This window comes from Hymenobacter sp. YIM 151500-1, from assembly GCF_025979885.1.
In the GTDB taxonomy this organism is placed as follows: Bacteria; Bacteroidota; Bacteroidia; order Cytophagales; family Hymenobacteraceae; genus Hymenobacter.
Genome location: NZ_CP110139.1, coordinates 2,318,465 through 2,341,730 on the forward strand (window position 1 = coordinate 2,318,465; position 23,266 = coordinate 2,341,730).

Here is a 23,266-nt window from a genome sequence, read left to right on the forward strand (position 1 = left end):
GTCCTGCTGAGCTTGTCAGCTAAACTGGCTTTCCGAACGGAAATACAATAATGAGTAAAGGACCGTCATGCTGAGCGCAGCCGAAGCATCCCGCGTGCTGATGTTGGAGTGGTAAACGTCATGCTCCATCTGGCGTCCGCTTGTCGAAGCATCTCTACCGCTTCGTTGCAGCCGTTAGAAGTTAGCCAAAGGTAGAGATGCTTCGACTCCGCTCCGCTGCGCTCAGCACGACCATCTACATATCACCCCATTACCTCAGCACCTTCCCGTTCCCTCTCTACTCCATGCTCCGCGTTTTCTTCGCCTTTCTCTGCTTCCTCCTACCCGCCCTAGCTCAGGCCCAAACTACCCTGCGGACCTTGCCGCCACCCACGCCGGCCGCGCCGCCGGGCGGGCCGCTGACGTTGACGACGGCCCTGCAAACCGGCCTCGGCCAGAGCCTGCTGCTGCAAACCGGCGCCCTGGAAGTGGAACGCCAGCGGGCCCTGGGCCGTACCGCCTACGACCTGCCCCGCACCGTGCTCGACTACCAAGTGGGCCAGATTTCGGGGCCGCTGCGCGACTACAGCTTCAACCTGGTGCAGCAAGTGGCGTTTCCGGCGGTGTACGGGGCCCAGCGCCGCCTGCTCAATGGCCAAGTGCTGGCCGCCGAGCAGCGGGTGCGGGTGCAGCGCCGGGAGTTGGCCCTGCGCATCAGCCTGACGTACTACGAGCTGCTGCTCAATTACCAGCAGGCCGCCGTGCTGCGCCGCCAGGACAGCCTCTACCGCCGGGCCGCCCGCGCGGCCCGCATCCGCTACCAGGTGGGCGAAACCAACCGCCTGGAGCAGGTGTCGGCTGAGGCGCGGCTGCGGGAGCTGCAACAGCGCCTGCGCCTGACCCTCACCGACGTGCAGGTGCAGCGCCAGCAGCTGGGCGTGCTGCTCAACCTCGGCCAGCCGGCCACCATCGACACCGCCGCCGCCCCGCTGGCCCCCGCTCCCGACTCCGTAGCCCTGGCCGCCGACAACAATCCAACCCTGGCCCTGCTAATCCAGGAAGTAGCCGTGAGCCGCCAGCTGACCCGCGTGGAGGAGCTGCGTCGCCTGCCCGACCTGCGGGCCGGGTATTTCTACCAGACCATCAACCAGGAGCGCGGCTTTCAGGTGGCCCAGGCCGGTATTGCCCTGCCGCTGGTGGGCGGAGCCCAGAAAAACCGCATCCGGGCGGCCCGCCTCGGCGAGCAGGCCGCCGAGGCCCAGCTGAACTACGTGCAAGCTCAGCTCAGCGGCCAGCTGCTTACGCTGCGTCAGCAGTTGAGCCGCGCCCGCGCCTCGGTGGCCTACTACCGGCAAACCGCGCTGCCCCAGGCCCAACTGGTGCTCAGCACCGCCGAAAAAAGCTTCCGGGCCGGCGACATCGACTACGTGGAGTACGTGGTGAACACCGAGCCCGCCTGGCAGATTCAGCAGGCTTACCTGACCCAGCTGCGCCAGTACAACGAACTGGCCCTCACCCTCAGCTCCCTCACTAGCCCCGACAGTCCATAGATAATGTGTCTTCGCCTCGTTGAACAGCTGTAGAGACGCAATATGTTGCGTCTCATCGTCCGCGCCGCTTGCACGGTTGTTCTGCAGGTGTCGTTCAACGACAAGACGCAAAATATTGCGTCTCTACGACTTAAGTGCACCGTGCTAAAAACTAAGAAGTACTATACGACATCGTTCAACCACGAAACGCGAAGGGTCGCGTTTCTACAGAGCATCCTCTTTTCTGACATTGTGCGTTTTTGTTTTTCCATGCGCCGCCTCATTTATCTTCCTCTCAGCTTCTGCTCCCTACTCTTGCTTCTTACAACCGCGGCGCTGCTCACGGCCTGCCAGTCGCGGCCCGAGGCGGGGGCTTCGGCGGCGCCGGCTGAGGCTGCCCGGCCGGCGGCTTCCTCCCCCAATCAGGTGCAGCTAACGCCGGCCCAGGCCGAGGCGGCGGGGCTGGAGTTGGGTTCGTTTACCTGGCAGAATGTGGCTTCGGCCGTGCGGGCTTCGGGGGTGGTGGATGTGCCGCCCCAGCACCGGGCGTCCATCAGCGCGGTGCTGGGTGGCTACGTGCACACCGTGGCGGTGCTGCCCGGCCAGGCCGTGCGCCGGGGCGGCACCGTGGCCGTGCTCCGCCACCCCGACTACATCAAGCTCCAGCAGGACTATTTGCAGACCAAGGCCCGCGTTACGTTTTTGCAGCAGGAGCAGCGCCGCCAGCAGGTGCTGAACGCCGAAGACGTGGGCGCCCGCCGCAAGCTGGAGCAAGCCGAAAGTGAGCTACGCTCCGAAACCGCCCGGCTCCGCGCCACCGCGGCCCAGCTACGCCTGCTCGGCCTGTCTCTGGCTCGCCTCGACCGAGGTACCATCGTGCCGGAGGTGCCGCTAGTGTCGCCGATTGGGGGATACGTGACGGAAGTGCGCATCAACCCCGGCCAGTACGTAAACCCGCAAGATGTGCTGGTGGAAGTAGTGAACCGCTCCGACCTGCATCTGGAGCTACAAGTGTTTGAGCGTGATATTGCCCGCGTCCGGAATGGCCAGCGCATCCTGTTTACGCTACCCAGCCGGGGCAGCGCCGAGCAGCTCACGGCCCGCGTGTTTTTGGTGGGCAAGGCCTTCGACGCCGAGAAGCGCACCGTGAGCGTGCACGCCCACCTGGAGCCGCCCGGCACCGATGTGCTGCCCGGCCAGTACGTCACCGCCCAGATTCAAACCGACGGCACCCGCCAGCGCACCCTCCCCGAAGACGCCCTCATCCAGGCCGGCGACATCAGCTACATCTTCGCCCGCACCAGCACCTCTCCACTCACCTTTGGCCGCTACCCCGTTCGCGCCACCCCCACGCCCAGCGGCGAAGTAGCCGTCGTCCCGCTTGAGCCCATTGCCGACACCACTCACCTGGTCCGGCGCGGCGCATACTTCTTGGATGCCGAGCTGAGGAAAGGCCAGGACGAGGAGGAGTAGCTTCGATTGAAGCGCAAGCTGATGGAGCTACAGTGTGTGGCCAATAAACAGTATACAGAAAGACCGTCATGCTGAGCTTGCCGAAGCATCTCTACCGGAGGTAATTCCAATCGTGCGGACGGAGCGGGAGAGATGCTTCGACTGCGCTCAGCATGACGGTCTTTTTTGCTCTCTTTACAACGAGCAACCTACTCTCCAAGTCGCCGGCGCAGCTCCTGGACTTCGCGCTCCAGGTCCAGGGTGCGGAACATGACTTTGGCTTCGAGGTCGGAATAGGCGCGCTCCAGCTGGTCCTGGAGCTGCTTTTGCTCGGTTACATCGGTGTTAGTGCCGCACCAGCGCACTACCTGGCCGGCCTCGTTGTGCACGGGCAGGGCGCGGCTCAAGAACCAGCGGTACTCGCCGTCGTGGCGGCGCAGGGGGAAGGTGTCCTCCCACTTTTCACCGCTCGCCACGGCGGCCCGGAAGCCCTCTGTCACGCGCTCCACGTGGTTGGGGTCGTGGACTTGCTGCCAGCCCCAGCCACGCATCTGGTCCAGCGTAGTGCCCGTGAAGCGAAACCACCGGTCGTTGTACCAGAAGATGCTACCGGTTTCGTCGGCCATCCAGGCCAGTTGCGGAATGGCGTTGGCCAGGGTCATAAACTCCGCTTCCCGCTCCCGCAGGGCAAACTCCTGGAGCTTTTGGTCGTGAATGTCGGTGCAGGTGCCAAACCACTTCACGATGTAGCCGGCCTCGTCGCGCACGGGCAGGGCCTGGCCCAGGAACCAGCGGTAGGAGTCGTCTTTGGCCTTGAAGCGGTACTCGATTTCGTAAAACTCGCCCGTAGCCAGCGAGTGGCCCCAGCGCTGCCGGGCCCGCTGCCGGTCGTCGGGGTGCAGCAGGTTGTTCCACATATCGGACCCGATGCTGTCCTTAAGGGTGTAGCCCGTAAAGTCAATCCAGCGCTGGTTGAAGTAGGTGTGGAAGCCCGTGGGGTCGGTCAGCCACACCAGCTGCGGAATGTACTCGGTAACCATGCGGAACTCCTGCTCACTGGCCGCCAGGCGGGCAGCGGTGCTTTTCTGCTCGCTGCTATCGAGGCAGAACGATACGCCCTCGGTACCGCCGGGCTCCAGCAGGGAGCCGGCCAGCAGCACCGGCACCCGCCGGCCGTCGCGCAGCACATACTCTTTCTCAAACGGCCGGTGCGTGCCCGTACGCCGCAGCTCTGCAATAATGCGCTCCTCCTCGGCCATGCCTTCGGGCGGAGTAAGGGCCCTCCAGTCGACGAGGCCGGCTTGCAGCTCTTCGCGGGTGTAGCCAATCAGGCGCAGGTACTGGTCGTTGGCGTCGAGCACGCGGCTGCTGTTCAGGTCCCAGAACAGCACCCCAATCACGTCCGACTCCAGCAGGCGCTGCAAGTGCAGGCTGCGGCGCTTGGCTTCGGTGATGTCGGTGATGGTGCCGATGAAGCGCAGGGCCTGGGTGCGGTCTTCGTTGAAGAACACCCGGCCCGTGGCCCGCACCCAGCGCAGCCGGCCACCGTCTTCCAGGCCCACCGTGCGGTATTCAATGTCGTACTCGCCCGTGCCGGCCGGGTCAAGCGCCTGGGCTACCACAGCATCGGTGCGGGCCCGGTCGTCGGGGTGCAGGCCGGCCAGAAAGCGGGCGTAGTCGACCGTGGCGGTAGGCGGCAGCCCAAACAGCTCCTTGCAGCGGTCCGACCAGAGCAGCTCCCCGGTCAGGAGGTTGAGGTCCCAAGTGCCGATGCCGGCGGCTTCCACTGCGGTGTGCAAACGCTCGTAATTGCTGGTGCTTTCGGAGTTCATGCGGCAATAAAAAAAAAGAGGGACGAAGCTCAGGCCTGCACCAGCTGAACTTCCATCCCCGACATAAAATACAGATTAAGCTGGCTGCTGAGGCCATCGGCCGAGCGGCGCAGGCGCGTAATTAGGGCGCGGGTGTGCTCCTGGGCCACTTCCAGCTCCAGGTACGGCCGGCCCAGCACTTCGTCGCGCTGCACCCGCCACTGGCCTTGTTCCTCGTAGTCATCGGCGGCTACCTTCAAGTGGCCCGTCCGGAGCTGAAACCGGTCGGCGCGGGCCAGGGGGCTGTGTGGGTCGGTACGGTTCAGCACCCGGTCGGCTACGCGCCACTCCCCGGCCAGGTACTCGTCGGGCAGTTGCTGCAGGTTGATGTCGAACAACAATTCGGACATGGACGCGGGATACGAGCACTGCGGTGTGCTCAGCAGAGAAACGGGAACAGCTGATCAGAACGTACCGGCCTACAACTACGGGGCGCGGGGAAAGTTTCGGCGCTGGTGTAGCGCACACCTGCGGGCGCCGCCGGCCAGCGGGCAAACACAACGCCCCGGCCTAGGGACCGGGGCGCTGCTTGGTTTCTGACGTGTTCGGGGTGCTGTGCAGAGGAGGAGGGATTCGAACCCCCGGAGGTGTTACCCTCAACGGTTTTCAAGACCGCCGCAATCGACCACTCTGCCACTCCTCTAAGTGGGACAAACTACATGCTCCACCGAAACACGTCAAGAAAAAAGGCTTTCTCACGCATTGAAAAAGCCTTGTGCAGAGAGGGGGGGATTCGAACCCCCGATACCGTTGCCGGTATAACGGATTTCGAATCCGTCGCATTCGACCACTCTGCCACCTCTCTGTAAGGCCCAAAACGAGTGGTTTGGGATGGCAAAAGTAGAAAGCAAAATCTATTGCGCAATACCGGGCCGCAAGTTTTCTTTTCCGGGCTGCTTGCCCCGCGCTTACTCACCCTGGCCCTACGCGGGGTGCGGTACCCGGCGTTGCTGCCCGGTTACCACGTCAATGCTGACGTTGACTTCAAAGCCCAGAATCAGGGTCATGCACACGAAATCCAGCCACACCATAAAGCCCACCAGCGTGCCAATGGAGCCATAGAAGTGGTTGTAGGAGTCGAAAATCTTGATGTAGAGAATGAACAGAAACGACACCAGGAAAATCAGCAGCGTAGCTACCACCGACCCCGCCGACACGAACCGCCACTTGCGGTGCACCGGCGGCACGTAGTAGTACACCAGGCTGGTCGTGAGCAGGAACAGCCCCACCACCGAGCCGTAGCGCAACAGGGCAATAAGCTGGTTGGTTAGCCGCTCAGGCACGATTTCGTGGTACACCAGCGCATCAATGATGTAAGTACCGAAGAAAATGCCCGCCACCGCAAACAGCAGCACCGACGACAGCACCACCGTCAGCAGCGTAGCAATGACGCGCTTACGCACGTACGTACGCTTTTTAAACGTGGGGTACTTTTTCTCAAACGCGTCGAGCAGGGCCATGATGCCGTTGGAGCTGAGCACCAGGGCCGTGGCAAAACCAAACGAGAGTAGCCCGCCATGCGGAATGTTCACGATGTCCTCAATGGTACCGGAAATAGCCACGTACATCTCCCGCGGAATCAAATCGGCCAGGAACTGTAGAATGTCCTGGTTCAGGTTCGGAACGGGGATGTAAGGAATGAGCGTGAACAAGAAGATGATGGTGGGGAAGATGGCAATGGTGAAGTTGAAGGCCATGTAAGAAGCCCGCTTGGCAATACCATCCAGCTTGATTTCCTGCAAAAGCCGGTCTACCACATCGTACACCGAGGCCTGCCCACCGTTGAAGCGCAGGCGCTTGAGCCACACAATAAAGCGGCGGTAGCGGCGGCCGCGCCGCACATCCGGCAACCGATACCGGCGAACAGGGAGGCGCATTTGGTTAGGGTCTTAGGGACTTGGGGGCTAGGGGCTTAGTAGGCAGTTTCGCTCTATCTGAGGTCCGCTTATTGAAGCATCTTGCCAAAAGCAGAGGATAACCTGAATCGTCAGGCTCCCCCTCTCCTTTTCGGAGAGGGGGCCGGGGGGTGAGGCGAACCGTTAGAACTCACTTCTTCAGAAACGCCGCGGGAGCTGGAGCATCGGCGGGCGTCTTGGGGGGCGTGAGGGGGCCGGCGGTTTCGTCGTCGGTGAAGTAGGGAGCCAGCTTGGCCTGGATGTGCTGTGGCACGGGCACGGGGCGGCCTGTAGTCATGCTCACGAACACCATCAACGTGTGGCCTTCGGTGAGCAGTTCCTGGGCCTCGTTGTAGATTTCGTACTCGAACAGCACCCGCGAGCCTTCGGCAGGCTGCTTCAGCAAGAGGCGTACCGTGAGCAAGTCGTCGTAGCGGGCGGGGCGGCGGAAGCGGGTCCGCAGCTCTCCCACCGGCATCCCCACGCCATCGGCTTCCAGGTCTTTGTAGCTGATGCCCAGCTGCCGGAACGCCTCGGTGCGGCACACCTCAAAGTAGGCCGCGTAGTTGCCGTGATACACGTACCCCATTTGGTCCGTCTCGGCGTACCGCACGCGGATGTGGGTGTCGGATTGATACATAAGGAAATGTGCGTAATGTGAAAAATGTGGTCAAAATGTGCAGAATGAAATGCGGTATGGTGCACCAAGTGCAGCACCTATTTTTCACATTATGTACATTTCATCCACATTCTCACATTATTTCATGATTCCACTGCGCGTTAGGGCCGCTTGGTAGCGGCGGGCGTTTACCAGGTGCTCCTGCTCGGTGCGGGCGAAGGCGTGGTAGCCGCTGAAGTCCTCTTTGGCGCAGAAGTACAGGTAGTTGTGCTGCTCGGGGTTGAGCACGGCGTCGATGCTGGCAATGCTGGGCAGGTTAATGGGGCCGGGCGGCAGGCCGCCGTACTTATAGGTGTTGTAGGGCGAGTCTTTGGTCAGGTGCACGTTGAGCACCCGCTTGATGCCGAAGTCGCCGTTGGCGTACACCACGGTGGGGTCGGCTTGCAGCTTCATGCCGCGCCGGAGGCGGTTGAGGTAGACGCCGGCCACGCGGGGCCGCTCGTCGGGGTGCTGCTGTTGCTCGGCCTCCACGATGCTGGCCAGGGTGCTAACCTCGGCACGGCTCAGGCCCAGCGCCTTGCGCTTAGCGTCACGGGCCGGCGTCCAGAACTTCTCGTATTCCTTCTTCATGCGCTGCATGAGCTTGTCGGCCGAGGTGTTCCAGTACAGCTCGTAGGTGTTGGGGATGAACATGGTCAGGATGCTCGTCGTGTCGAAGCCCAGGCTCTTGGTGTAGCTGGGGCTGCGCAAAAGCGAGTCGAGGGTGCGGGCGGGCACGTCGACTTGGGCTGCCAGGCGGCTCACGAGGTCCTGGCGCAAGCGCACCGTGTTAAACGTGAGTTGCAGCGGCGACTGAGACCCGCTCTTGAGCACGTTGAGTAGCTGGCGGTTGGTCAGGCCTTCCTTCAGCTCGTAGTTGCCGGGCTTTACGGCGCCCGGTTGGTCGTACTTCATCAGGCGGGCCACGAAGCGCAGACTCAGCTTGTCTACCACGGCCCCGGTCTGCTCGATGCGGCTCAGCGCCGTTTTCCAGTCGGCCCCGCGCGGAATCAGCACGTAGGTGCGCTGGCCTTTGGTTTCAATGTTGGGCGTAAAGAATACCTGGTAGAAATAGTAGGAAAACGTAACCAGCAGCAGCCCGATGATGCCCGTGGCGTAGGCAAAACGCTTGCGGCGCTTCAGGGCGCGGGCTTTGTAGTCGATGCGGGTTGTAGTCATGCGAAAAAAAGAATGTGGCAAGACGGCGGCGCCGTGGTAAAGGAAAGAGGGAGACCAGCAGGAATGCTACCAGCTCAAAAGTACGGGTTCTGCTTTTCACCCTGTTTTCAAATCTATAGGCGGCGGCGCAGGGCTCTATAATCCCATGAGGCCGAAGGCGTTGCAATTCATCGCAAAATTACCTGCTGCCGCCAGCTTCGCTTTCGGCGCAATTTGTTCGTATGCGTACCAGATACCTGGTACACCGCGTACCTTGCCCGGACTGGCCCGGCAGGCCGCAGTTCCGTCCTCTTCACTCATTCTACCCCCATGCTATGGCTGCAACTCTGCTTCGCATTCATCCTGATAACCCGCCCATGAACCGCCTGCTCCAGGCCGTAGAAGTACTGCGCAACGGCGGCGTCATCATCTACCCCACCGATACCATCTATGGCCTGGGCTGCGACATTCACAACGCCCGCGCCGTCGAGAAGCTGTGCCGCATCAAGGGCGTGCAGCCCGAAAAAGCCAATCTGTCTTTTATCTGCTCCGACCTGGCTCACATCACCGACTACGCCAACGGCATCACCACGCCGGTATATAAGGTGCTGAAAAAGGCCCTGCCCGGCCCGTTCACGTTTATTTTCGAGGCCAGCACCAAAGCCCCGCGCTACGGCGGCGTCAAGCGCAAAACCGTGGGCATCCGGGTGCCCGACAACAACATCTGCCTAAGCCTGGTGCGTGAGCTGGGCAACCCCATCGTCAGCACCTCCATCCACGACGAAGACGAGGTGCTGGAGTACAGCACCGACCCCGACCTGATTTACGAGAAGTACCGTCCCCTGGTGGATATGGTTATCGACGGCGGCTTCGGCAACAACATCGCCAGCACGGTCGTCGACTGCACCAACGAGGACTTCGACATCATCCGCCAAGGCGCCGGCGACATTGAGCAGTATTTGTGAGACCTGAGACAGTGAGAGGTGAGAAGTGAGACGATGTTCTAGCGGCGCGGCCGTCAGCACGAAAGTCTCACTTCTCACCTCTCACTGTCTCAGGTCTCTCTTATGTTTCCACCGCCGGTGGCTCCAGAGGTAGTCGGCGGGGGCGGACTGGATGTCGCGCTCCAGGTGGCGGGCAAAGGCTTCGGTGATGACGGTGGCGTTTTTGTTGAGGGGAGTCTGGCCATCGTGCAGCTCTGCTACTACCAGCTCGTAGTAGCCCCGGCGCAGGCGCCGGATATTCACGTAGGCCACCGGGCAGTTGAACTGCGCCGCCAGCCGGTCGGCGCCGGTGTAGAAGCTGGTTTCTTGGTGTAGAAACGTCGTCCAGTGCGGCTTATCTTCCGGGCCGGCGGCTTGGTCGCTAAGCAAACTCAGCACGCGGGCTTCGTGGCGGTGCTGCACCATATGGCGCAGGGTTTCGCGCATGGGCACCAGGTGGGCACCCGTGCGGGTGCGCAGGCGCAGCAGGAAATGCTCGAAAAACGGGTTCATCAGCGGCTTGTACACGCCATCCACGGCTCCCTGCCGCAGCCGCAGCGCCCCCGACGTTAGAATCCATTCCCAATTGCCGGCATGAGAACCTAGGGCTAGTACCAACCGCCCTTCAGCCAGCCACCGGTCCAGCAACTCGGCATTCCGAAACTGCACCCGGCTTAGCAGCTCGGCCGGGGGCATCACGGCCAGCTTCAGAATTTCCACCATTACCTGCGAGAAATGCCGGTAGAACGTATGCGACAGGCGCTGAATTTCGGCCTCCGTTTTCTCCGGGAAGGAGTTGCGCAAGTTGGTTAGGATGACGCGGCGGCGGTAGCGCAGCACGTAGGCCAGGAGCCCGTAAATTACATTGGCCAGCCCGTACAGTACCGGCCACGGCAGCCGCGCCAGGCCCAGCAGCAGCCACTCTACGGGCCGGTAATACCATGGAAACGGCTTGGTAGGTACAGTAGCTGGGCTCATCGGGGCACTACGGCCCCGGTCGGCGCGTATTCAGTTAGGTTGCGGGTAAAGCGCGCGGTTTGCGTCGTCACTGGCTTGTTGGTAGCGTTGCGTATTTCAAGGGTCAGTACGTACTCGCCGGCTGCCAGGCTCCCGAAGGCCAGCTCCCCGGCCACCGTGGTAGGTCGGCCGCTGGCGGCCTGCACCACATGCTGTCCGGTTAGCGCGTCTTTGGCGGCACCAGCGGCCCGCACCCGGTAGCGCACAGTCAGGCCCTGGCCAGCGGGAGCATCGTACAACTCGGCGTAAAAGTACAGCTTCTCCTGCCCCCGCGCATACAAGGCCCCGGCAGCTCGCGTCAAGCTCAGCCCGTTCCGCACGAAAGCCGTGGGCTCGGCGGCCGTACGGGCGGCCGGCCGGCTCAGCAGCACAATGTCACTTAGCTGCGGCTTGCCCGTGGGCTCAGCTACCACAAGTGCCCGCTCCACGAGGCCCAGGCTGCCGGTTTGGTACTGGTCGCGCACCTGGGCCCGCACGGTGTAGGTGCCGGGCGGCAGGATTAGTCGCTTCTGGAAGTTCAGCGGGTTTTTGTTGGCGGCGGTAGTGTCACGCAGCACCGGCGGTTTCAGCGTGACAGTTTCCTGGTACACGGCTGCCCCATCGGGCCGCACTACTTCCAGCGTGAGAGCAGCGGCAGCCTGAAACAGCTTCGGGCCGCGCTGCTTGTACAGGAGCTGCTGAGTGGAAACGGTAGTGAACAGCTCCACCACGGCGCCTTTCACGGTGCGGTCTTCCGGCCGGAACCGGGCCACATCCAGCCGCAGCTGGAGTGGGGCGGCAGCCCAGGCCAGCACCGTTTGCAGACACAGAAATACAACTACTACGATGCGCATACTGTCAGCTTGTCTGGTTTGAAACGAACACACTCATGCCGGAAGCTTTCGGCAGGAAAATAGCGTAACCCGCTGTCATATATACCATCCTAGCGCCACTCAGCCGGCCTCTTATGCTTAACCGGCTTCTGGGAGCTAGTAATTGGTATTGTTTACCTGTCTGTTTCTTGTGTGCTGCCGTATGGCTGTTGTCTTGTTTGAAGCCCAGTATAATCCGCCCATAGCTTTTTTTGCCGCTTTGGTGGGAGCCGACACGCTGCTGCTGGAAGCCCAGGAACATTACCGTAAGCAAACCTACCGCAACCGCTGCCTGATTCTGACGGCCCAAGGCGTGCAGCCGCTTACGGTGCCTGTGGTGGACGGCAACCGCAGCGAAAAAGTCAAAAGCAGTGAAATCGAAATCGACTACCGCCAAAACTGGACCCACCGCCATTGGCGCACCTTGCAAACCGCCTATGGCAGCAGTCCGTACTTCGAGTATTATGCCGACTACCTGCACGACCTGTACCGGCAAAAACCTGCGCTTTTATTTGACTTCAACGTCAGCCTGCTGCATTTTTATCTAAAATGCCTGCGCTTCCGACTGCCAGTAGAGTTTACAGCCGAGTACGTCTCTCCTACTTCACACTCACTTATTCACTCACTCGCCCATTCACTCATCGAGGACCGGCGCGACTGGCTGACACCCAAGCCTGCTGCCGCAGCTGAACCTGACAGGACGTCGGCGCGGCCGTACGCGCAAAGCTTTGGTAAAGATTTTGTTCCCGGTCTCAGCATCTTAGACCTGCTGTTTATGCAGGGCCCGGCCGCCGGCAGTTTTCTTGCGTAGTGTAGCTGCCGCCCCCGAACCTTCGCCCGCACCCATCTGTTTTCAGACCAGTAGCGGCCCAACCTGCTCCCATGTCGTATAGTCGCGTATACATCGGGGTTGCGGGGTTCCGTTTTTCTTCACTACCTTATCTGCATGGAAGCTAAATTCTCAAATCGAGTCAAGGAGGTCATCTCCCTGAGCCGGGAAGAGGCCATCCGGCTCGGGCACGATTATATCGGCACCGAACACCTGTTGCTGGGCATGATTCGCGAAGGGGAAGGCACGGCCATCGGCCTGCTCAAGAAATTGGGTGTGTCGGTAGACGAGCTAAAGTATGCCTTGGAGCAAGCCACCCGGAATACGGCTACGCAGGGCACGAGCATTACCGGCTCGATTCCTCTTACGAAGCAAACCGAAAAGGTCCTCAAAATCACCTACCTCGAAGCCAAAATCTTCAAGAGCGAGATTATTGGCACTGAGCATCTGTTGTTGTCCATCCTGCGGGATGAAGACAACATTTCGTCCCAAATCCTGAGCAAATTCAACGTGAACTACGAATCCGTGCGCGATTCGCTGGATTACCACGGTAACACGGCGAACAACCCGACCTCCGGCCCCGAGGCCGACGACGACGACAACGACCGTCTGTTTGGCGGCTCCGGCGCTGGCCGGGGCGGTGCTGGCAGCGGCTCGGCCGCTAAAAAAGGCAACGAAAAGTCGCGCACGCCGGTGCTCGACAACTTTGGCCGCGACCTGACCAAGCTGGCGGAAGAAGATAAACTGGACCCCATTGTGGGCCGCGAAAAAGAAATTGAGCGCGTAGCCCAGATTCTGAGCCGCCGCAAAAAAAACAACCCCATTCTCATCGGGGAGCCCGGCGTTGGTAAAACCGCCATTGCTGAAGGCTTGGCCCTGCGCATCATCCAGAAGAAAGTGTCGCGGGTGCTATTCGGCAAGCGCGTGGTAACGCTGGACCTGGCTTCGCTGGTGGCTGGTACCAAATACCGCGGCCAGTTTGAGGAGCGCATGAAGGCCGTAATGAACGAGCTGGAGAAGTCGCCCGACGTTATCCTGTTCATTGACGAGCTGCATACTATCGTGGGCGCTGGCGGCGCTTCGGGTTCCCTGGATGCCTCGAACATGTTTAAGCCGGCCCTGGCCCGCGGCGAAATTCAGTGCATCGGTGCTACTACGCTCGATGAGTATCGGCAGTACATCGAGAAAGATGGCGCCCTGGCCCGTCGTTTTCAGATGGTAATGGTGGACCCCACCTCGCCGGAGGAAACCATCGAAATCCTGCACAACATCAAAGACAAGTACCAGGACCACCACCACGTCCTGTACACCGACAAAGCCATTGAGGCCTGTGTGAAGCTGTCGGACCGCTACATGTCAGACCGCTTCTTGCCGGACAAGGCCATTGACATTCTGGACGAGGCCGGAGCCCGTGTGCACATCAACAACATCGTGGTACCGGAGGATATTCTCAAGCTCGAAGAGCAGATTGAGAACATCAAGACCGAGAAAAACCGGGTGGTGAAGTCGCAGAAGTATGAGGAGGCCGCCAAGCTCCGCGACACGGAGAAGAAACTTATTGATCAGCTCGACCAGGCCAAGAAGGACTGGGAGGAGGAGACCAAGAAGAAGCGCTACACTGTGAAGGAGGAAAACGTGGCTGAGGTTATTGCCATGATGACCGGCATTCCCGTTTCGCGCGTGGCCCAGAACGAAAGCCAGAAGCTGCTCAATATGGGTGAGGAGCTGCAAGGCAAGGTCATTGGCCAGGACAAGGCCATTACCCAACTGGTAAAAGCCATTCAGCGTACCCGCGTAGGCCTAAAAGACCCCAAGAAGCCCATCGGCTCCTTCGTGTTCCTCGGCCCGACGGGCGTGGGTAAGACGGAACTGGCCAAAGTACTGGCTACCTACCTCTTCGACAAGGAAGACGCGCTGGTGCGCATCGACATGTCGGAGTACATGGAGAAGTTCAGCGTGTCGCGCCTGGTGGGTGCGCCTCCCGGTTATGTAGGGTATGAAGAAGGCGGGCAGCTGACGGAAAAAATCCGCCGCAAGCCTTACTCGGTAATCCTGCTCGACGAAATTGAGAAGGCTCACCCTGACGTATACAACCTGCTGCTACAAGTGCTCGACGACGGTATCCTGACCGACGGCTTGGGCCGCAAGGTGGACTTCCGCAATACCATCATCATCATGACCTCCAACATTGGGGCGCGTGACTTGCAGGACTTCGGCGCGGGCATCGGCTTCGGTACCAAGGCCCGGCAAGAAAACATGGACGAGATTACGAAGGGCACCATTACCAATGCCCTGCGCAAAACCTTCTCGCCCGAGTTCCTCAACCGCTTGGACGACGTGATTGTCTTTAACTCGCTGGAGAAGAAAGACATCCACCGCATTATCGACATCTCGCTGCACAAGCTGCTCTCGCGCATCCAAACGCTGGGCTACCGCGTAGAGCTGACCGATGCTGCCAAGGACTTCGTGGCCGAGAAAGGCTATGACCCCAAGTTTGGCGCCCGTCCGCTGAACCGGGCCATCCAGAAATACATCGAGGACCCGATAGCGGAGGAAATTCTGAAAGCTGAAATTGCTCAGGGCGACGTCATCACCGCCGACTACAAAGAAGGCAGCGAGGAGCTAACCTTCGCCGTCAGCAAGAGTGGCGAAGCCCCAGACCTTCCCAGCGACGAGCGACCCGCCGAAGCCCCTGAGTCGGGTGACGACGCTGATGCAAAGAAGTAAAGTGAGTAGTACATAATCTAAACCGGCCGGTTCCTGCGAAGGAGCCGGCCGGTTTTGTATTTTTGAGAAAACCTCAGTTTCCATGGAATCACCCCGCAAGCGCCGTTACACCGAGGAGGAATACTTAGCTATGGAATATGTCTCTGAGTTCAAGCATGAATTCGTAGACGGCCAAATTTATCCCTGGGGCCATCCCAATATGCTGGGCATGTACGATGTGCAGGCTATGTCAGGTGCCTCGCTACCGCATAATACCATTGCTGGCAATGCTTTTGGTTTGCTTCGCAATGCGCTACGAGGCAAAGGCTGCCGTCCGCACAATAGCGACATGCGCGTGCATATTCCATTAACCGGAACGTACCTCTATCCAGATGTGCTAGTAGTATGTGGCCAGCCCGAAATTCTCAAAAATGGCAAGATAGACCTGCTGCTGAATCCCGTGGTCATCATTGAAGTGCTATCTGACTCCACGGCTGACTACGACCGAAGCGGCAAGTTTATGCGCTACCGCAGTATTGAATCGGTACGGGACTACTTGTTGCTTGACTCGCGCAGTGTGCGGGCGGAGCTGTATTCGCGCATGGAAAACGGACAGTGGACGTTAACGGAAATCCTGGACCCGGCCGGGGCGGTTATTTTAGCGAGTGTAAAATCTACGCTGGCAATGGCTGAGTTGTATGAGGATGTAACGTTTGAACTATAGTGCCAGCTAATGGTATGAAAATACAGGTCATGGCCGCTCTAATTGCGGCAGTATCATTACCGTGTACAGCGCAGACTCAAGTAGACTCACTGCTTAAAAATGTGCGGCTAGAAATTACTGATAGGACGCGGAAGGTTTACAGTTTGTATGTGTTAAACGACTTAGGACAAGAAAGCCTATCAGCTTCTTTCGCTATTCAAGACACTGATAGCACCATCTATTATTTTGACAACCAAGCCTTTACAATTACCGCATCCAAACATAACAAGCAGCTTTGGAAGGCTGATTACAGATACGCGTTCTTACTTACCAAGGCGGGCAGGTTCACGACATATGGCTTGACGATAAGTTCATCCACCTAGCTTGCGGGACTTGTGAGGGTGTCTTCAATAAGAAGACGGGCGCAGAAATACCTGCGGGGGGCTGCGATTAAACTGCCCACACCGCTCGTACCATCTACCGCACCCGAAATTCTAGTGCGGCTTTTCTGTACCTACACGTTACCATTGACCTACGGGTCAGTGTAGCTGTTCAGGCGCAACTATGTCAGTGATGCTCACTTATGAACGACTTGTGTGCCGCTGAGAAAGCAGCTTGGCCAGCATTCGTAATCCAGCTGCTCCGTAGCGGTGCGCCCGGCTGAAAGTCGGTAAGGGGGCGGGCAGTTGGGGCCAGTCTACCAGGCGGAAGTAGTGCAGAGCAGCCTTTATATTTTTTTGCTTCACGGTTTCCATCAGCAAGTCATAAAGCACCACTTGGCGCTCAGCCTCAACTTGCTGATAATAATGGGCAGGTAGATGGTGGCGAATAATGTCGAAGAAGGCTAATGAATCCTGGCGTTTCTGGTACCAGCTGGCACCTGAGAAGGCTCCTTTGGCGTGCACTCGGTACACGCCCATTACCTCGGGCCAGTAGCGCGCCTTACCGCCTCCGGCCAGCACCCAGTAGTAGATAGCCAAGTCGGGATAAGGCAGCTCATAATAATATGCGGGCAGCTCCTGCACCGGCCGGCGGAATATGGCTGATACAGTATAGATTGGATTGCCCAAGTAGATAATTTCGTGTAGGTTCAGGATATGCCGTGCGGTACCTAACTGGGGGGCAGCAGGCTGCGTGTGCTGCCGGGTAGTTTCGTGATACAGCTGCACGCCGTGGAAGCTGACGTGGCAAGTGGCATCCGCTTCCATTAGCTCCACCTGTTTTTGCAGCTTCAGTGGATCGGTCCAGTAGTCGTCGCCGTCGAGCATGGCTACGTACTTGCCGGTGCACATGCGGTAGGTAGGCTCCAGCACCGGCACCATGCCCAGATTTTTAGGCGACAGGAACAGCTTGATCCGGTCAGGATATTGTTTCTGGTAGGCTTGCACGATTTCACGCGTCCGGTCTGAAGAGCAGTCCTCGCCGATTATCAGCTCCACTCTGAACGTGGTTTCCTGCATCAGCACGCCCTCAATGGCCTGCGCAATGTAGGGCTCGTGGTTGTAGGTAATAAGCCAGACGCTCACCAGCGGCTGCTCGGCGGGGCAGACTGAAGGGGCAGCGGAGGCAGCAGCAACTAAAGTGTTCATCCGTGCCGCTCAGCGCTGGGGTTCCCGGTACACGTAGGTCGTATACTCATATAGGCCGTAGTCGTGGCGAAATACCACGTGTCTGCTCAGCTGGCGCTTCAGAAAGGCGGCCAGCGTGTCTAGCGGCAGGTGGAACAAATCGTCCCGCTCCCAGTCTACGTGCTTGGTCATGACGTTGAAGGCTAGGCCTACTCGGGCTTTGGCAAACACGGTTTGCAGCAGTTGCTGCGCATAGGTCCACATGTCGTCGAAGCCAACCGTACACTTTTGGGTTAGCACCCCATTCATCAGGATGTAGTCGAAAGCGGGCAAGGCTTCCGGCTCACGCAGCACATCCAGAGCTAGAAGCGGCACCTCCGGGTATTTGGCGCGGGCCAGTTGCAGGTACTTCTCCGAAACATCGAGTCCTGTATAGTGTATGCGGTGTTGCAGGCCGTGGTCGAGTAGATACTGGTAGAGGTGGGCCGGGCCGCAGCCGAAGTCGAGGACGCGCACCGGCTCGGGCCCGCCAAGGCGTAGCAGGTCCAGCATCACCCCGTAACGGGTCTGAGCATCGGCTTCGTTGGGCCAGCCCACGCCCAGGTGGTTGTCGCCGTGCGCTTGCAGGTAGTCTTCGCAATGAGCAACAATGGTATGGTGAGGCGGCGGAGAGAAGTCAGTGGGCTGCATAGGTGGAAAAGGTAGATGGGGTAGTGTTCTGGCGGCTATAGCACTTGAGCTTGCATTAGGGTTTGCCGGATCCAGGCCGGGGAGTTGTGCATCAGCACATCAATGATGGACAAGCCCGGAACAAAAACCGGAGCGGCCTGCGGATACGGCGGCAACCACGGCCGCAGCAGCCGCAGCTGCACTTCGTGCCGGGCAAGGTGAGCCGCCGAGTACAGATGGCCCCCGCCTTCCATGTTCAGGTACTCGTCGGCACGCAGGTGCGTGCAAATGGCCGCTATCCGGTCGGCTCCCACCAGGCCAGGGGCTTTGGGCAAGGCTGAGCTACGGGAAAGCTGAGGCTTCCAACCCAGATACTGCGCCACGGCCAGCAGACTTTCCTGGACGATATCCGTAACATTCAGCGAGGATGGCCTGAGCAGAATCTGCTCCAGCAGCGGAAAGCACGCCGCGAAGTACGGTGCTTTCCTGTAGGCTTGCTCAATAGTCCGGATCAGCTTGCGCCGGGCGTGGTCACCGGGCTGTAGCTGCACTTGGTGAATTAGCTTATTCTGGGAAGCCTGCTCTAAAGGCACCGTAAACAGATGCTCCCGTCCTGCTACCAAAATACGGTTGCGGTTGATCCAGCCCCGGGTGATGAACTGCACATCATCCAGCAGCACAAACTTGTCGGCGGCGTGCAAGAGCTGAAAATAGCCCAGGTACGGAAACAAATAGGGTTGCATCACGGCCACGCGCATAGCTCCCTACGCCATGGTAAGCTGAATAATCTGGGCAATGCGGGCTACATCTGCTTCGGCCAGCTCATAGTACAGCGGCAGACACAGCACCCGACTGGCTACATCCGTTGCCACAGGACAATCAGCCGAGGGCGCGTAAGGCAACGTGGTCAGAACTGGGTAGAAGTAACGCCGGGGGTAGATACCGGCTTGTTGCAGGGCGTCACATACCCGCAGCAGTTCAGCTTCGGAGCGAAACAGCACTGGATAATATGAGTACGTGGGCGTGGTTGCGGGTGGCAGCTGGGGGCACTGGAGCTTGGCCGGAGCTAGCAGTTGGTCGTAGAGCTGCACTAAGGCACGGCGGCGGCGCATCAGCTCCGGCACATGGGGCAATACGCATAATCCCAGAGCGGCATGAATCTCGGAGTTTTTTGCGTTGATGCCCAGGCCGGCAAACGTATGGGCTCCTTCGTGGCCGAAGTTGCGCATGTACGCCAGCTTACGAGCCAACTCGTCGTTATCGGTTACAATGGCCCCCCCTTCCCCCGTGTGAAAAAGCTTGGTGGCGTGAAAGCTCAGCGTTGATACGTCGCCGTGCCGGAGCAGGGAAGTGCCGTGGTATTGCACGCCAAAGGCGTGGGCGGCATCGTAAATAACCCGCAGGCCGTGTCGCTGCGCCACCTGTTCGATTTGCTCCACAGCGCAGGGTGTGCCAAAAACGTGGGTAGCCACAATGGCCTGAGTGGCTGGTGTGATGGCGGCCTCCAGCAGGTCGGGGTTCAGGCACAGGCTGCGCGGGTCCACGTCCACGAACACGGGGCGGCACTGCTCCCACACAATGCTGCTGGTGGTGGCCACGTACGAAAACGGGGTCGTAAGTACGTCGCCACGAATATCCAAGGCTTTGATGGCCAGCTGTAAAGCCAGCGTACCGTTGCTGACAAAAAGCAAGTGCTTGACACCCAGATACTGCCGAAGCGCCTCTTCCAGTTCCGTTACTAAAGGCCCCTCGTTGGTTATCCAGCCGCACTCCCAGACACCACGCAGGCGCGCATGGTATTCTTCAAGAGGCGGTAAAAAAGCCTTTGTTACGGTAATCATGTACTAAACGAAGCAACCCGGCGTTATCCTAAGTTTCGGCAAGATACGCATTGAAGCAAAGGTTAAGCCACACCTGTGTAGCGTCAATAGCTTACTTGAAGCTTAGCACTAGTTCTTGTCATTGTACCAGGCGGAGCGTAGCACACTGAGTGTGAGGCACTACGAGCGCAGATGAAGGCCGAGGCCGGCTTCATCCGTGGGCACAGTCGACGACGCTGAAAAGAGGCCGTGTACTGTGACCGGCCCGTTATAAAAGACGCGCCGCACCCGAAATTCTGGTGCGGCTTTTCTTACCCCGTGCGTTACCTTTGGCTTACCGACCAAAGTAGCTACACTGAATTCCCCACCCCGCATGTCTGACCTGCACGCTGAAGCCCAACTAAGCAAACTCGAAATCCTTGACCGTAAAAACCAGGAGGCTCTGCTCGGCGGCGGCCAGGCCCGCATCGACGCCCAGCACGCCAAGGGCAAACTGACGGCCCGGGAGCGAATCGACTTACTGCTGGATGAAGGCTCGTTTGAGGAAATCGGCAAGTTTGTGATGCACCGCTCCAAGGACTTCGGCCTCGATAAAGAATACTACCTCGGCGACGGGGTAGTGACGGGCTATGGCACGGTGAACGGCCGGCTGGTGTACGTGTTTTCGCAGGATTTCACGGTGTTTGGCGGCTCGCTGAGCGAAACGCACGCCGAGAAAATCGTGAAAATCATGGACCTGGCCATGAAGAACGGCGCCCCGGTTATTGGCCTCAACGACTCAGGCGGGGCCCGGATACAGGAAGGTGTGGTGAGCCTGGGCGGCTACGCCGACATTTTCTACAAGAATACGCTGGCCTCGGGCGTAGTGCCGCAGCTGTCGGCTATCATGGGGCCGTGCGCGGGCGGGGCGGTGTACTCGCCGGCCATTACGGACTTCATCCTGATGGTCGAAAACACGAGCTACATGTTCGTGACCGGGCCCAACGTAGTGAAAACCGTGACCCACGAAAACGTGACCAGCGAGGAGTTGGGCGGGGCCAGCACCCACTCGGCCAAAAGCGGCGTTACGCACTTCACGGCTCCCAATGAGGTAGCCTGCATCAACCAGCTCAAGGCGCTGCTGAGCTACATGCCCCAGAACTGCGAGGAAACGGCCCCCGTCGTGCCTTATGAGCCGCAGGGCGACGAGGCCCGGCCCGCCCTGGACAGCATCATTCCCGACAACCCCAACCAACCCTACGACATCCGGGAGGTTATCGAAGGCATCATCGACGCCAATACCTTCCTGGAAGTGCACCAGAACTTTGCCGAAAACATCGTCGTGGGGTTTGCCCGGCTCGGGGGCCGCAGCATCGGCATCGTGGGCAACCAGCCGGCGGTGCTGGCCGGCGTGCTCGACATCAACGCCTCAACCAAAGCGGCCCGCTTCGTGCGGTTCTGCGACTCGTTCAATATTCCGCTGCTGGTGCTGGAGGACGTGCCCGGTTTCCTGCCCGGCACCGACCAGGAGTGGCGCGGCATCATCACCAACGGCGCCAAGCTGCTCTACGCCTTCTGCGAAGCCACCGTGCCGCGCATCACCGTCATCACCCGCAAAGCCTACGGCGGGGCCTACGACGTGATGAACTCCAAGCACATCGGGGCCGACATGAACTACGCCTGGCCCACGGCCGAAATTGCCGTAATGGGCGCCAAAGGCGCGGCCGAAATCATCTTCAAGCGCGAAATAGCCCAGGCCCAGGACCCCGAAGCCAAGCTCCAGGAGAAGGTAGATGAATACCAGCAGAAGTTTGCCACCCCCTACCGGGCCGCCCACCGCGGCTTCGTGGACGAGGTAATCCGGCCCTCGCAGACGCGGCAAAAGCTGATTCGCGCCTTCAAGATGCTAGAAAACAAGGCGGATACACTGCCGCGTAAAAAGCACGGCAACATTCCGCTGTAGTTTTTCTGATGTTTACGTGTTTGAGCGTTGAGGTAAAAGCTCACGCTGCGCAGCGAATGTACGAGCGAAACATCACGCGGGCCGAAGTAGAATTTGTGTTGGAACACGGGCAGGTCATAATTGACTATCTTAATGATCAGCCATTGCCAAGCTTTCTGTTGTTAGCGTTTCCAACGGGTCGTCCAATTCACTTGTTGGCTGGTCATGATGCCAGCACGCATCATTGCGTCATAGTTACTGTTTACGAACCCGATCCTGCAAGATGGTCGGCTGATTTCACTTCAAAACTGCCCCACACATGAGTAAATGTTTGACGTGTCGGGCCGGAGACATGATTCCGGGTCACACTACCGTCACCTTCACTAAGTCAGATAGGGTGACGATTTTTCGGCATGTTCCAGCGTTAGTATGCGACTGTTGCGGCGACTATTCACTTAGCCTCGACGTGACCGAACAATTATTAAATGAAGCCCAAAATGCCGAGCGCCGTGGCGTGCAGATTGAAATAGTTGATTGGCAAATTGCGGCCTAGCCATACTTAAAAATTTATGCGTCAAGAATCTTTCGACTTCCTACAGAAATACCTGAACAACCCCTCTCCTACCGGCTTCGAGAAGGAGGGCCAGCAGCTGTGGCTGGAGTACCTCAAGCCTTACGTCGACGAGTACCTGGTGGACACCTACGGCACGGTGGTGGGCGTTATCAATCCCCAGGCTCAGTACAAAGTGGTGATTGAGGCTCACGCCGACGAAATCAGCTACTTCGTCAACTACATCACCAAAGAAGGCTACCTGTACCTGCGCAAAAACGGCGGCTCCGACCCGCTGGTAGCCCCGAGCAAGCGCGTGAACATCCACACCAAAAAAGGCATCGTGAAAGCCGTGTTCGGCTGGCCGGCCATTCACGTGCGCAAGGTGGAGCAGGACAAGGCCCCGACCATCGAAACCGTGTTTCTGGACTGCGGCGCTTCCTCGCGGGAAGAGGTAGAGGAAATGGGCGTGCACGTGGGCTCGGTAGTGACGTTCGAGGACGAATTCACGGTGCTCAACGAGAAGTATTACGTGGGCCGGGCCCTGGACAACCGTATCGGCGGCTTCATGATTGCCGAGGTGGCCCGGATGCTGCGCGAGAACAACAAGCAGCTGCCTTTCGGGCTCTATATCGTGAATGCGGTGCAGGAGGAAATCGGCCTGCGCGGCGCCGAGATGATTGCCCACCGCATTCAGCCCGATGTGGCCATCATCACCGACGTGATTCACGATACCCAGGCGCCGATGTACGAAAAGAAAACGTCCGGCGACCTGCACTGCGGCAAAGGCCCGGTCATCACCTACGGTCCGGCCGTGCAAAACAACCTGCGTGAGCTAATCATCGAAGCGGCCCAGGGAGCCGAAATTCCGTTTCAGCGGGCGGCAGCCACCCGCGCCACCGGCACCGACACCGACGCCTTTGCCTACTCCAACGCCGGCGTAGCCTCTGCCCTGATTTCGCTGCCGCTGAAATACATGCACACCACCGTGGAAACCGTGCACCGCGACGACGTAGAAAACGTAACCAGGCTCATCTACGAAACCCTGCTCCGCATCCAAGACGGCCACGACTTTCGGTATTTCAGTTAATTGTAAAGTAGGATTGT

Annotated in this window: 21 protein-coding genes and 2 tRNA genes; 10 read left to right on the forward strand and 13 right to left on the reverse strand. The window is 59.3% G+C overall.

Translation table 11 applies throughout. The features are described 5' to 3' along the window. Positions 1-284 precede the first annotated feature (284 nt). Both OIS53_RS09665 and OIS53_RS09670 read left to right on the forward strand, forming a co-directional pair. Positions 285-1,529, forward strand: coding sequence for a TolC family protein (locus OIS53_RS09665; protein WP_264682200.1), 1,245 nt, complete (start codon positions 285-287; stop codon positions 1,527-1,529). 294 nt (positions 1,530-1,823) lie between these two features. Next, complete coding sequence (locus tag OIS53_RS09670; protein WP_264682201.1) at positions 1,824-2,981, forward strand: efflux RND transporter periplasmic adaptor subunit; 1,158 nt, start codon at positions 1,824-1,826, stop codon at positions 2,979-2,981. Positions 2,982-3,169: 188 nt separating this feature from the next. Here OIS53_RS09670 and OIS53_RS09675 read toward each other — a convergent pair whose 3' ends face one another. The 7 genes from OIS53_RS09675 to mltG form a co-directional block, all read right to left on the reverse strand. Beyond that, positions 3,170-4,792: a PAS domain-containing protein gene (locus OIS53_RS09675; protein ID WP_264682202.1), complete on the reverse strand. Its 1,623-nt coding sequence runs from the start codon at positions 4,790-4,792 to the stop codon at positions 3,170-3,172. A 29-nt stretch (positions 4,793-4,821) separates the two neighbouring features. Then, positions 4,822-5,181, reverse strand: coding sequence for a hypothetical protein (locus tag OIS53_RS09680; RefSeq protein WP_264682203.1), 360 nt, complete (start codon positions 5,179-5,181; stop codon positions 4,822-4,824). Positions 5,182-5,389: 208 nt separating this feature from the next. Then, positions 5,390-5,474, reverse strand: a tRNA-Ser gene (locus OIS53_RS09685). Between the two features lie 75 nt (positions 5,475-5,549). Further along, positions 5,550-5,636 (reverse strand) — tRNA-Ser (locus OIS53_RS09690). Between the two features lie 118 nt (positions 5,637-5,754). Further along, a complete protein-coding gene (locus tag OIS53_RS09695; RefSeq protein ID WP_264682205.1) occupies positions 5,755-6,708 on the reverse strand; it encodes a YihY/virulence factor BrkB family protein in 954 nt (317 codons plus the stop codon). A 169-nt stretch (positions 6,709-6,877) separates the two neighbouring features. After that, entirely contained in the window at positions 6,878-7,366 is a 489-nt protein-coding gene (locus OIS53_RS09700) for an acyl-CoA thioesterase (RefSeq protein ID WP_264682206.1), read from the reverse strand. A 117-nt stretch (positions 7,367-7,483) separates the two neighbouring features. Next, positions 7,484-8,563 carry an endolytic transglycosylase MltG gene (mltG, locus tag OIS53_RS09705; protein ID WP_264682207.1) on the reverse strand — a complete coding sequence of 360 codons (1,080 nt, stop codon included), beginning with the start codon at positions 8,561-8,563 and terminating at the stop codon, positions 7,484-7,486. Positions 8,564-8,877: 314 nt separating this feature from the next. Between mltG and OIS53_RS09710 the strand changes: the two genes are divergently transcribed. Beyond that, positions 8,878-9,507: an L-threonylcarbamoyladenylate synthase gene (locus OIS53_RS09710; RefSeq protein ID WP_264682208.1), complete on the forward strand. Its 630-nt coding sequence runs from the start codon at positions 8,878-8,880 to the stop codon at positions 9,505-9,507. 81 nt (positions 9,508-9,588) lie between these two features. On the opposite strand, the gene OIS53_RS09715 is transcribed toward OIS53_RS09710, so the two are convergent. Both OIS53_RS09715 and OIS53_RS09720 read right to left on the reverse strand, forming a co-directional pair. Continuing rightward, positions 9,589-10,503 carry a lysophospholipid acyltransferase family protein gene (locus OIS53_RS09715; protein WP_264682209.1) on the reverse strand — a complete coding sequence of 305 codons (915 nt, stop codon included), beginning with the start codon at positions 10,501-10,503 and terminating at the stop codon, positions 9,589-9,591. Next, positions 10,500-11,375 carry a hypothetical protein gene (locus OIS53_RS09720; protein WP_264682210.1) on the reverse strand — a complete coding sequence of 292 codons (876 nt, stop codon included), beginning with the start codon at positions 11,373-11,375 and terminating at the stop codon, positions 10,500-10,502. Before OIS53_RS09720 ends, OIS53_RS09715 begins: the two co-directional genes overlap by 4 nt. Positions 11,376-11,556: 181 nt before the next feature. Between OIS53_RS09720 and OIS53_RS09725 the strand changes: the two genes are divergently transcribed. From OIS53_RS09725 to OIS53_RS09735, 3 genes are all read left to right on the forward strand, one after another. Further along, the gene (locus OIS53_RS09725) at positions 11,557-12,204 is read left to right on the forward strand and encodes a WbqC family protein (protein WP_264682330.1); all 648 of its coding nucleotides are present in this window, start codon (positions 11,557-11,559) and stop codon (positions 12,202-12,204) included. Positions 12,205-12,339: 135 nt separating this feature from the next. Further along, the gene (locus OIS53_RS09730) at positions 12,340-14,949 is read left to right on the forward strand and encodes an ATP-dependent Clp protease ATP-binding subunit (protein ID WP_264682211.1); all 2,610 of its coding nucleotides are present in this window, start codon (positions 12,340-12,342) and stop codon (positions 14,947-14,949) included. Positions 14,950-15,031: 82 nt separating this feature from the next. Further along, entirely contained in the window at positions 15,032-15,652 is a 621-nt protein-coding gene (locus OIS53_RS09735; protein WP_264682212.1) for a Uma2 family endonuclease, read from the forward strand. Positions 15,653-16,212: 560 nt separating this feature from the next. On the opposite strand, the gene OIS53_RS09740 is transcribed toward OIS53_RS09735, so the two are convergent. Genes OIS53_RS09740 through OIS53_RS09755 form a run of 4 tightly spaced genes read right to left on the reverse strand, consistent with a single transcriptional unit; the run spans position 16,213 to position 19,709 of the window. Continuing rightward, positions 16,213-17,220 carry a glycosyltransferase family 2 protein gene (locus tag OIS53_RS09740; protein WP_264682213.1) on the reverse strand — a complete coding sequence of 336 codons (1,008 nt, stop codon included), beginning with the start codon at positions 17,218-17,220 and terminating at the stop codon, positions 16,213-16,215. Positions 17,221-17,229: 9 nt separating this feature from the next. Then, on the reverse strand, positions 17,230-17,889 hold the full coding sequence (locus OIS53_RS09745) for a class I SAM-dependent methyltransferase (protein WP_264682214.1): 660 nt from the start codon (positions 17,887-17,889) through the stop codon (positions 17,230-17,232). A gap of 35 nt (positions 17,890-17,924) precedes the next feature. Then, positions 17,925-18,611 (reverse strand): WbqC family protein, encoded by a 687-nt coding sequence (locus tag OIS53_RS09750; protein ID WP_264682332.1) that lies wholly within the window; start codon positions 18,609-18,611, stop codon positions 17,925-17,927. A 21-nt stretch (positions 18,612-18,632) separates the two neighbouring features. After that, positions 18,633-19,709 (reverse strand): DegT/DnrJ/EryC1/StrS family aminotransferase, encoded by a 1,077-nt coding sequence (locus OIS53_RS09755; RefSeq protein ID WP_264682215.1) that lies wholly within the window; start codon positions 19,707-19,709, stop codon positions 18,633-18,635. A gap of 352 nt (positions 19,710-20,061) precedes the next feature. Here OIS53_RS09755 and OIS53_RS09760 point away from each other — a divergent pair, with 352 nt between their 5' ends. Genes OIS53_RS09760 through OIS53_RS09765 form a run of 4 tightly spaced genes read left to right on the forward strand, consistent with a single transcriptional unit; the run spans position 20,062 to position 23,249 of the window. After that, positions 20,062-21,630 carry an acyl-CoA carboxylase subunit beta gene (locus tag OIS53_RS09760; protein ID WP_264682216.1) on the forward strand — a complete coding sequence of 523 codons (1,569 nt, stop codon included), beginning with the start codon at positions 20,062-20,064 and terminating at the stop codon, positions 21,628-21,630. A gap of 8 nt (positions 21,631-21,638) precedes the next feature. Next, on the forward strand, positions 21,639-21,932 hold the full coding sequence (locus OIS53_RS20475; RefSeq protein WP_413775185.1) for a DUF4258 domain-containing protein: 294 nt from the start codon (positions 21,639-21,641) through the stop codon (positions 21,930-21,932). Next, entirely contained in the window at positions 21,929-22,162 is a 234-nt protein-coding gene (locus OIS53_RS20480) for a type II toxin-antitoxin system MqsA family antitoxin (RefSeq protein ID WP_413775186.1), read from the forward strand. Before OIS53_RS20475 ends, OIS53_RS20480 begins: the two co-directional genes overlap by 4 nt. 16 nt (positions 22,163-22,178) lie before the next feature. Further along, the gene (locus OIS53_RS09765; protein WP_264682217.1) at positions 22,179-23,249 is read left to right on the forward strand and encodes a M42 family metallopeptidase; all 1,071 of its coding nucleotides are present in this window, start codon (positions 22,179-22,181) and stop codon (positions 23,247-23,249) included. Positions 23,250-23,266 lie beyond the last annotated feature (17 nt).

Bases quoted from the DNA above. Each gene is read 5' to 3' on its own strand.
- OIS53_RS09665 (WP_264682200.1), top strand. From the start codon at position 285: ATGCTCCGCGTTTTCTTCGCCTTTCTCTGCTTCCTCCTACCCGCCCTA.
- OIS53_RS09675 (WP_264682202.1), bottom strand. From the start codon at position 4,792: ATGAACTCCGAAAGCACCAGCAATTACGAGCGTTTGCACACCGCAGTG.
- OIS53_RS09680 (WP_264682203.1), bottom strand. From the start codon at position 5,181: ATGTCCGAATTGTTGTTCGACATCAACCTGCAGCAACTGCCCGACGAG.
- OIS53_RS09695 (WP_264682205.1), bottom strand. From the start codon at position 6,708: ATGCGCCTCCCTGTTCGCCGGTATCGGTTGCCGGATGTGCGGCGCGGC.
- OIS53_RS09700 (WP_264682206.1), bottom strand. From the start codon at position 7,366: ATGTATCAATCCGACACCCACATCCGCGTGCGGTACGCCGAGACGGAC.
- mltG (WP_264682207.1), bottom strand. From the start codon at position 8,563: ATGACTACAACCCGCATCGACTACAAAGCCCGCGCCCTGAAGCGCCGC.
- OIS53_RS09710 (WP_264682208.1), top strand. From the start codon at position 8,878: ATGGCTGCAACTCTGCTTCGCATTCATCCTGATAACCCGCCCATGAAC.
- OIS53_RS09715 (WP_264682209.1), bottom strand. From the start codon at position 10,503: ATGAGCCCAGCTACTGTACCTACCAAGCCGTTTCCATGGTATTACCGG.
- OIS53_RS09720 (WP_264682210.1), bottom strand. From the start codon at position 11,375: ATGCGCATCGTAGTAGTTGTATTTCTGTGTCTGCAAACGGTGCTGGCC.
- OIS53_RS09725 (WP_264682330.1), top strand. From the start codon at position 11,557: ATGGCTGTTGTCTTGTTTGAAGCCCAGTATAATCCGCCCATAGCTTTT.
- OIS53_RS09730 (WP_264682211.1), top strand. From the start codon at position 12,340: ATGGAAGCTAAATTCTCAAATCGAGTCAAGGAGGTCATCTCCCTGAGC.
- OIS53_RS09735 (WP_264682212.1), top strand. From the start codon at position 15,032: ATGGAATCACCCCGCAAGCGCCGTTACACCGAGGAGGAATACTTAGCT.
- OIS53_RS09740 (WP_264682213.1), bottom strand. From the start codon at position 17,220: ATGAACACTTTAGTTGCTGCTGCCTCCGCTGCCCCTTCAGTCTGCCCC.
- OIS53_RS09745 (WP_264682214.1), bottom strand. From the start codon at position 17,889: ATGCAGCCCACTGACTTCTCTCCGCCGCCTCACCATACCATTGTTGCT.
- OIS53_RS09750 (WP_264682332.1), bottom strand. From the start codon at position 18,611: ATGCAACCCTATTTGTTTCCGTACCTGGGCTATTTTCAGCTCTTGCAC.
- OIS53_RS09755 (WP_264682215.1), bottom strand. From the start codon at position 19,709: ATGATTACCGTAACAAAGGCTTTTTTACCGCCTCTTGAAGAATACCAT.
- OIS53_RS09760 (WP_264682216.1), top strand. From the start codon at position 20,062: ATGTCTGACCTGCACGCTGAAGCCCAACTAAGCAAACTCGAAATCCTT.
- OIS53_RS20475 (WP_413775185.1), top strand. From the start codon at position 21,639: ATGTTTACGTGTTTGAGCGTTGAGGTAAAAGCTCACGCTGCGCAGCGA.
- OIS53_RS20480 (WP_413775186.1), top strand. From the start codon at position 21,929: ATGAGTAAATGTTTGACGTGTCGGGCCGGAGACATGATTCCGGGTCAC.
- OIS53_RS09765 (WP_264682217.1), top strand. From the start codon at position 22,179: ATGCGTCAAGAATCTTTCGACTTCCTACAGAAATACCTGAACAACCCC.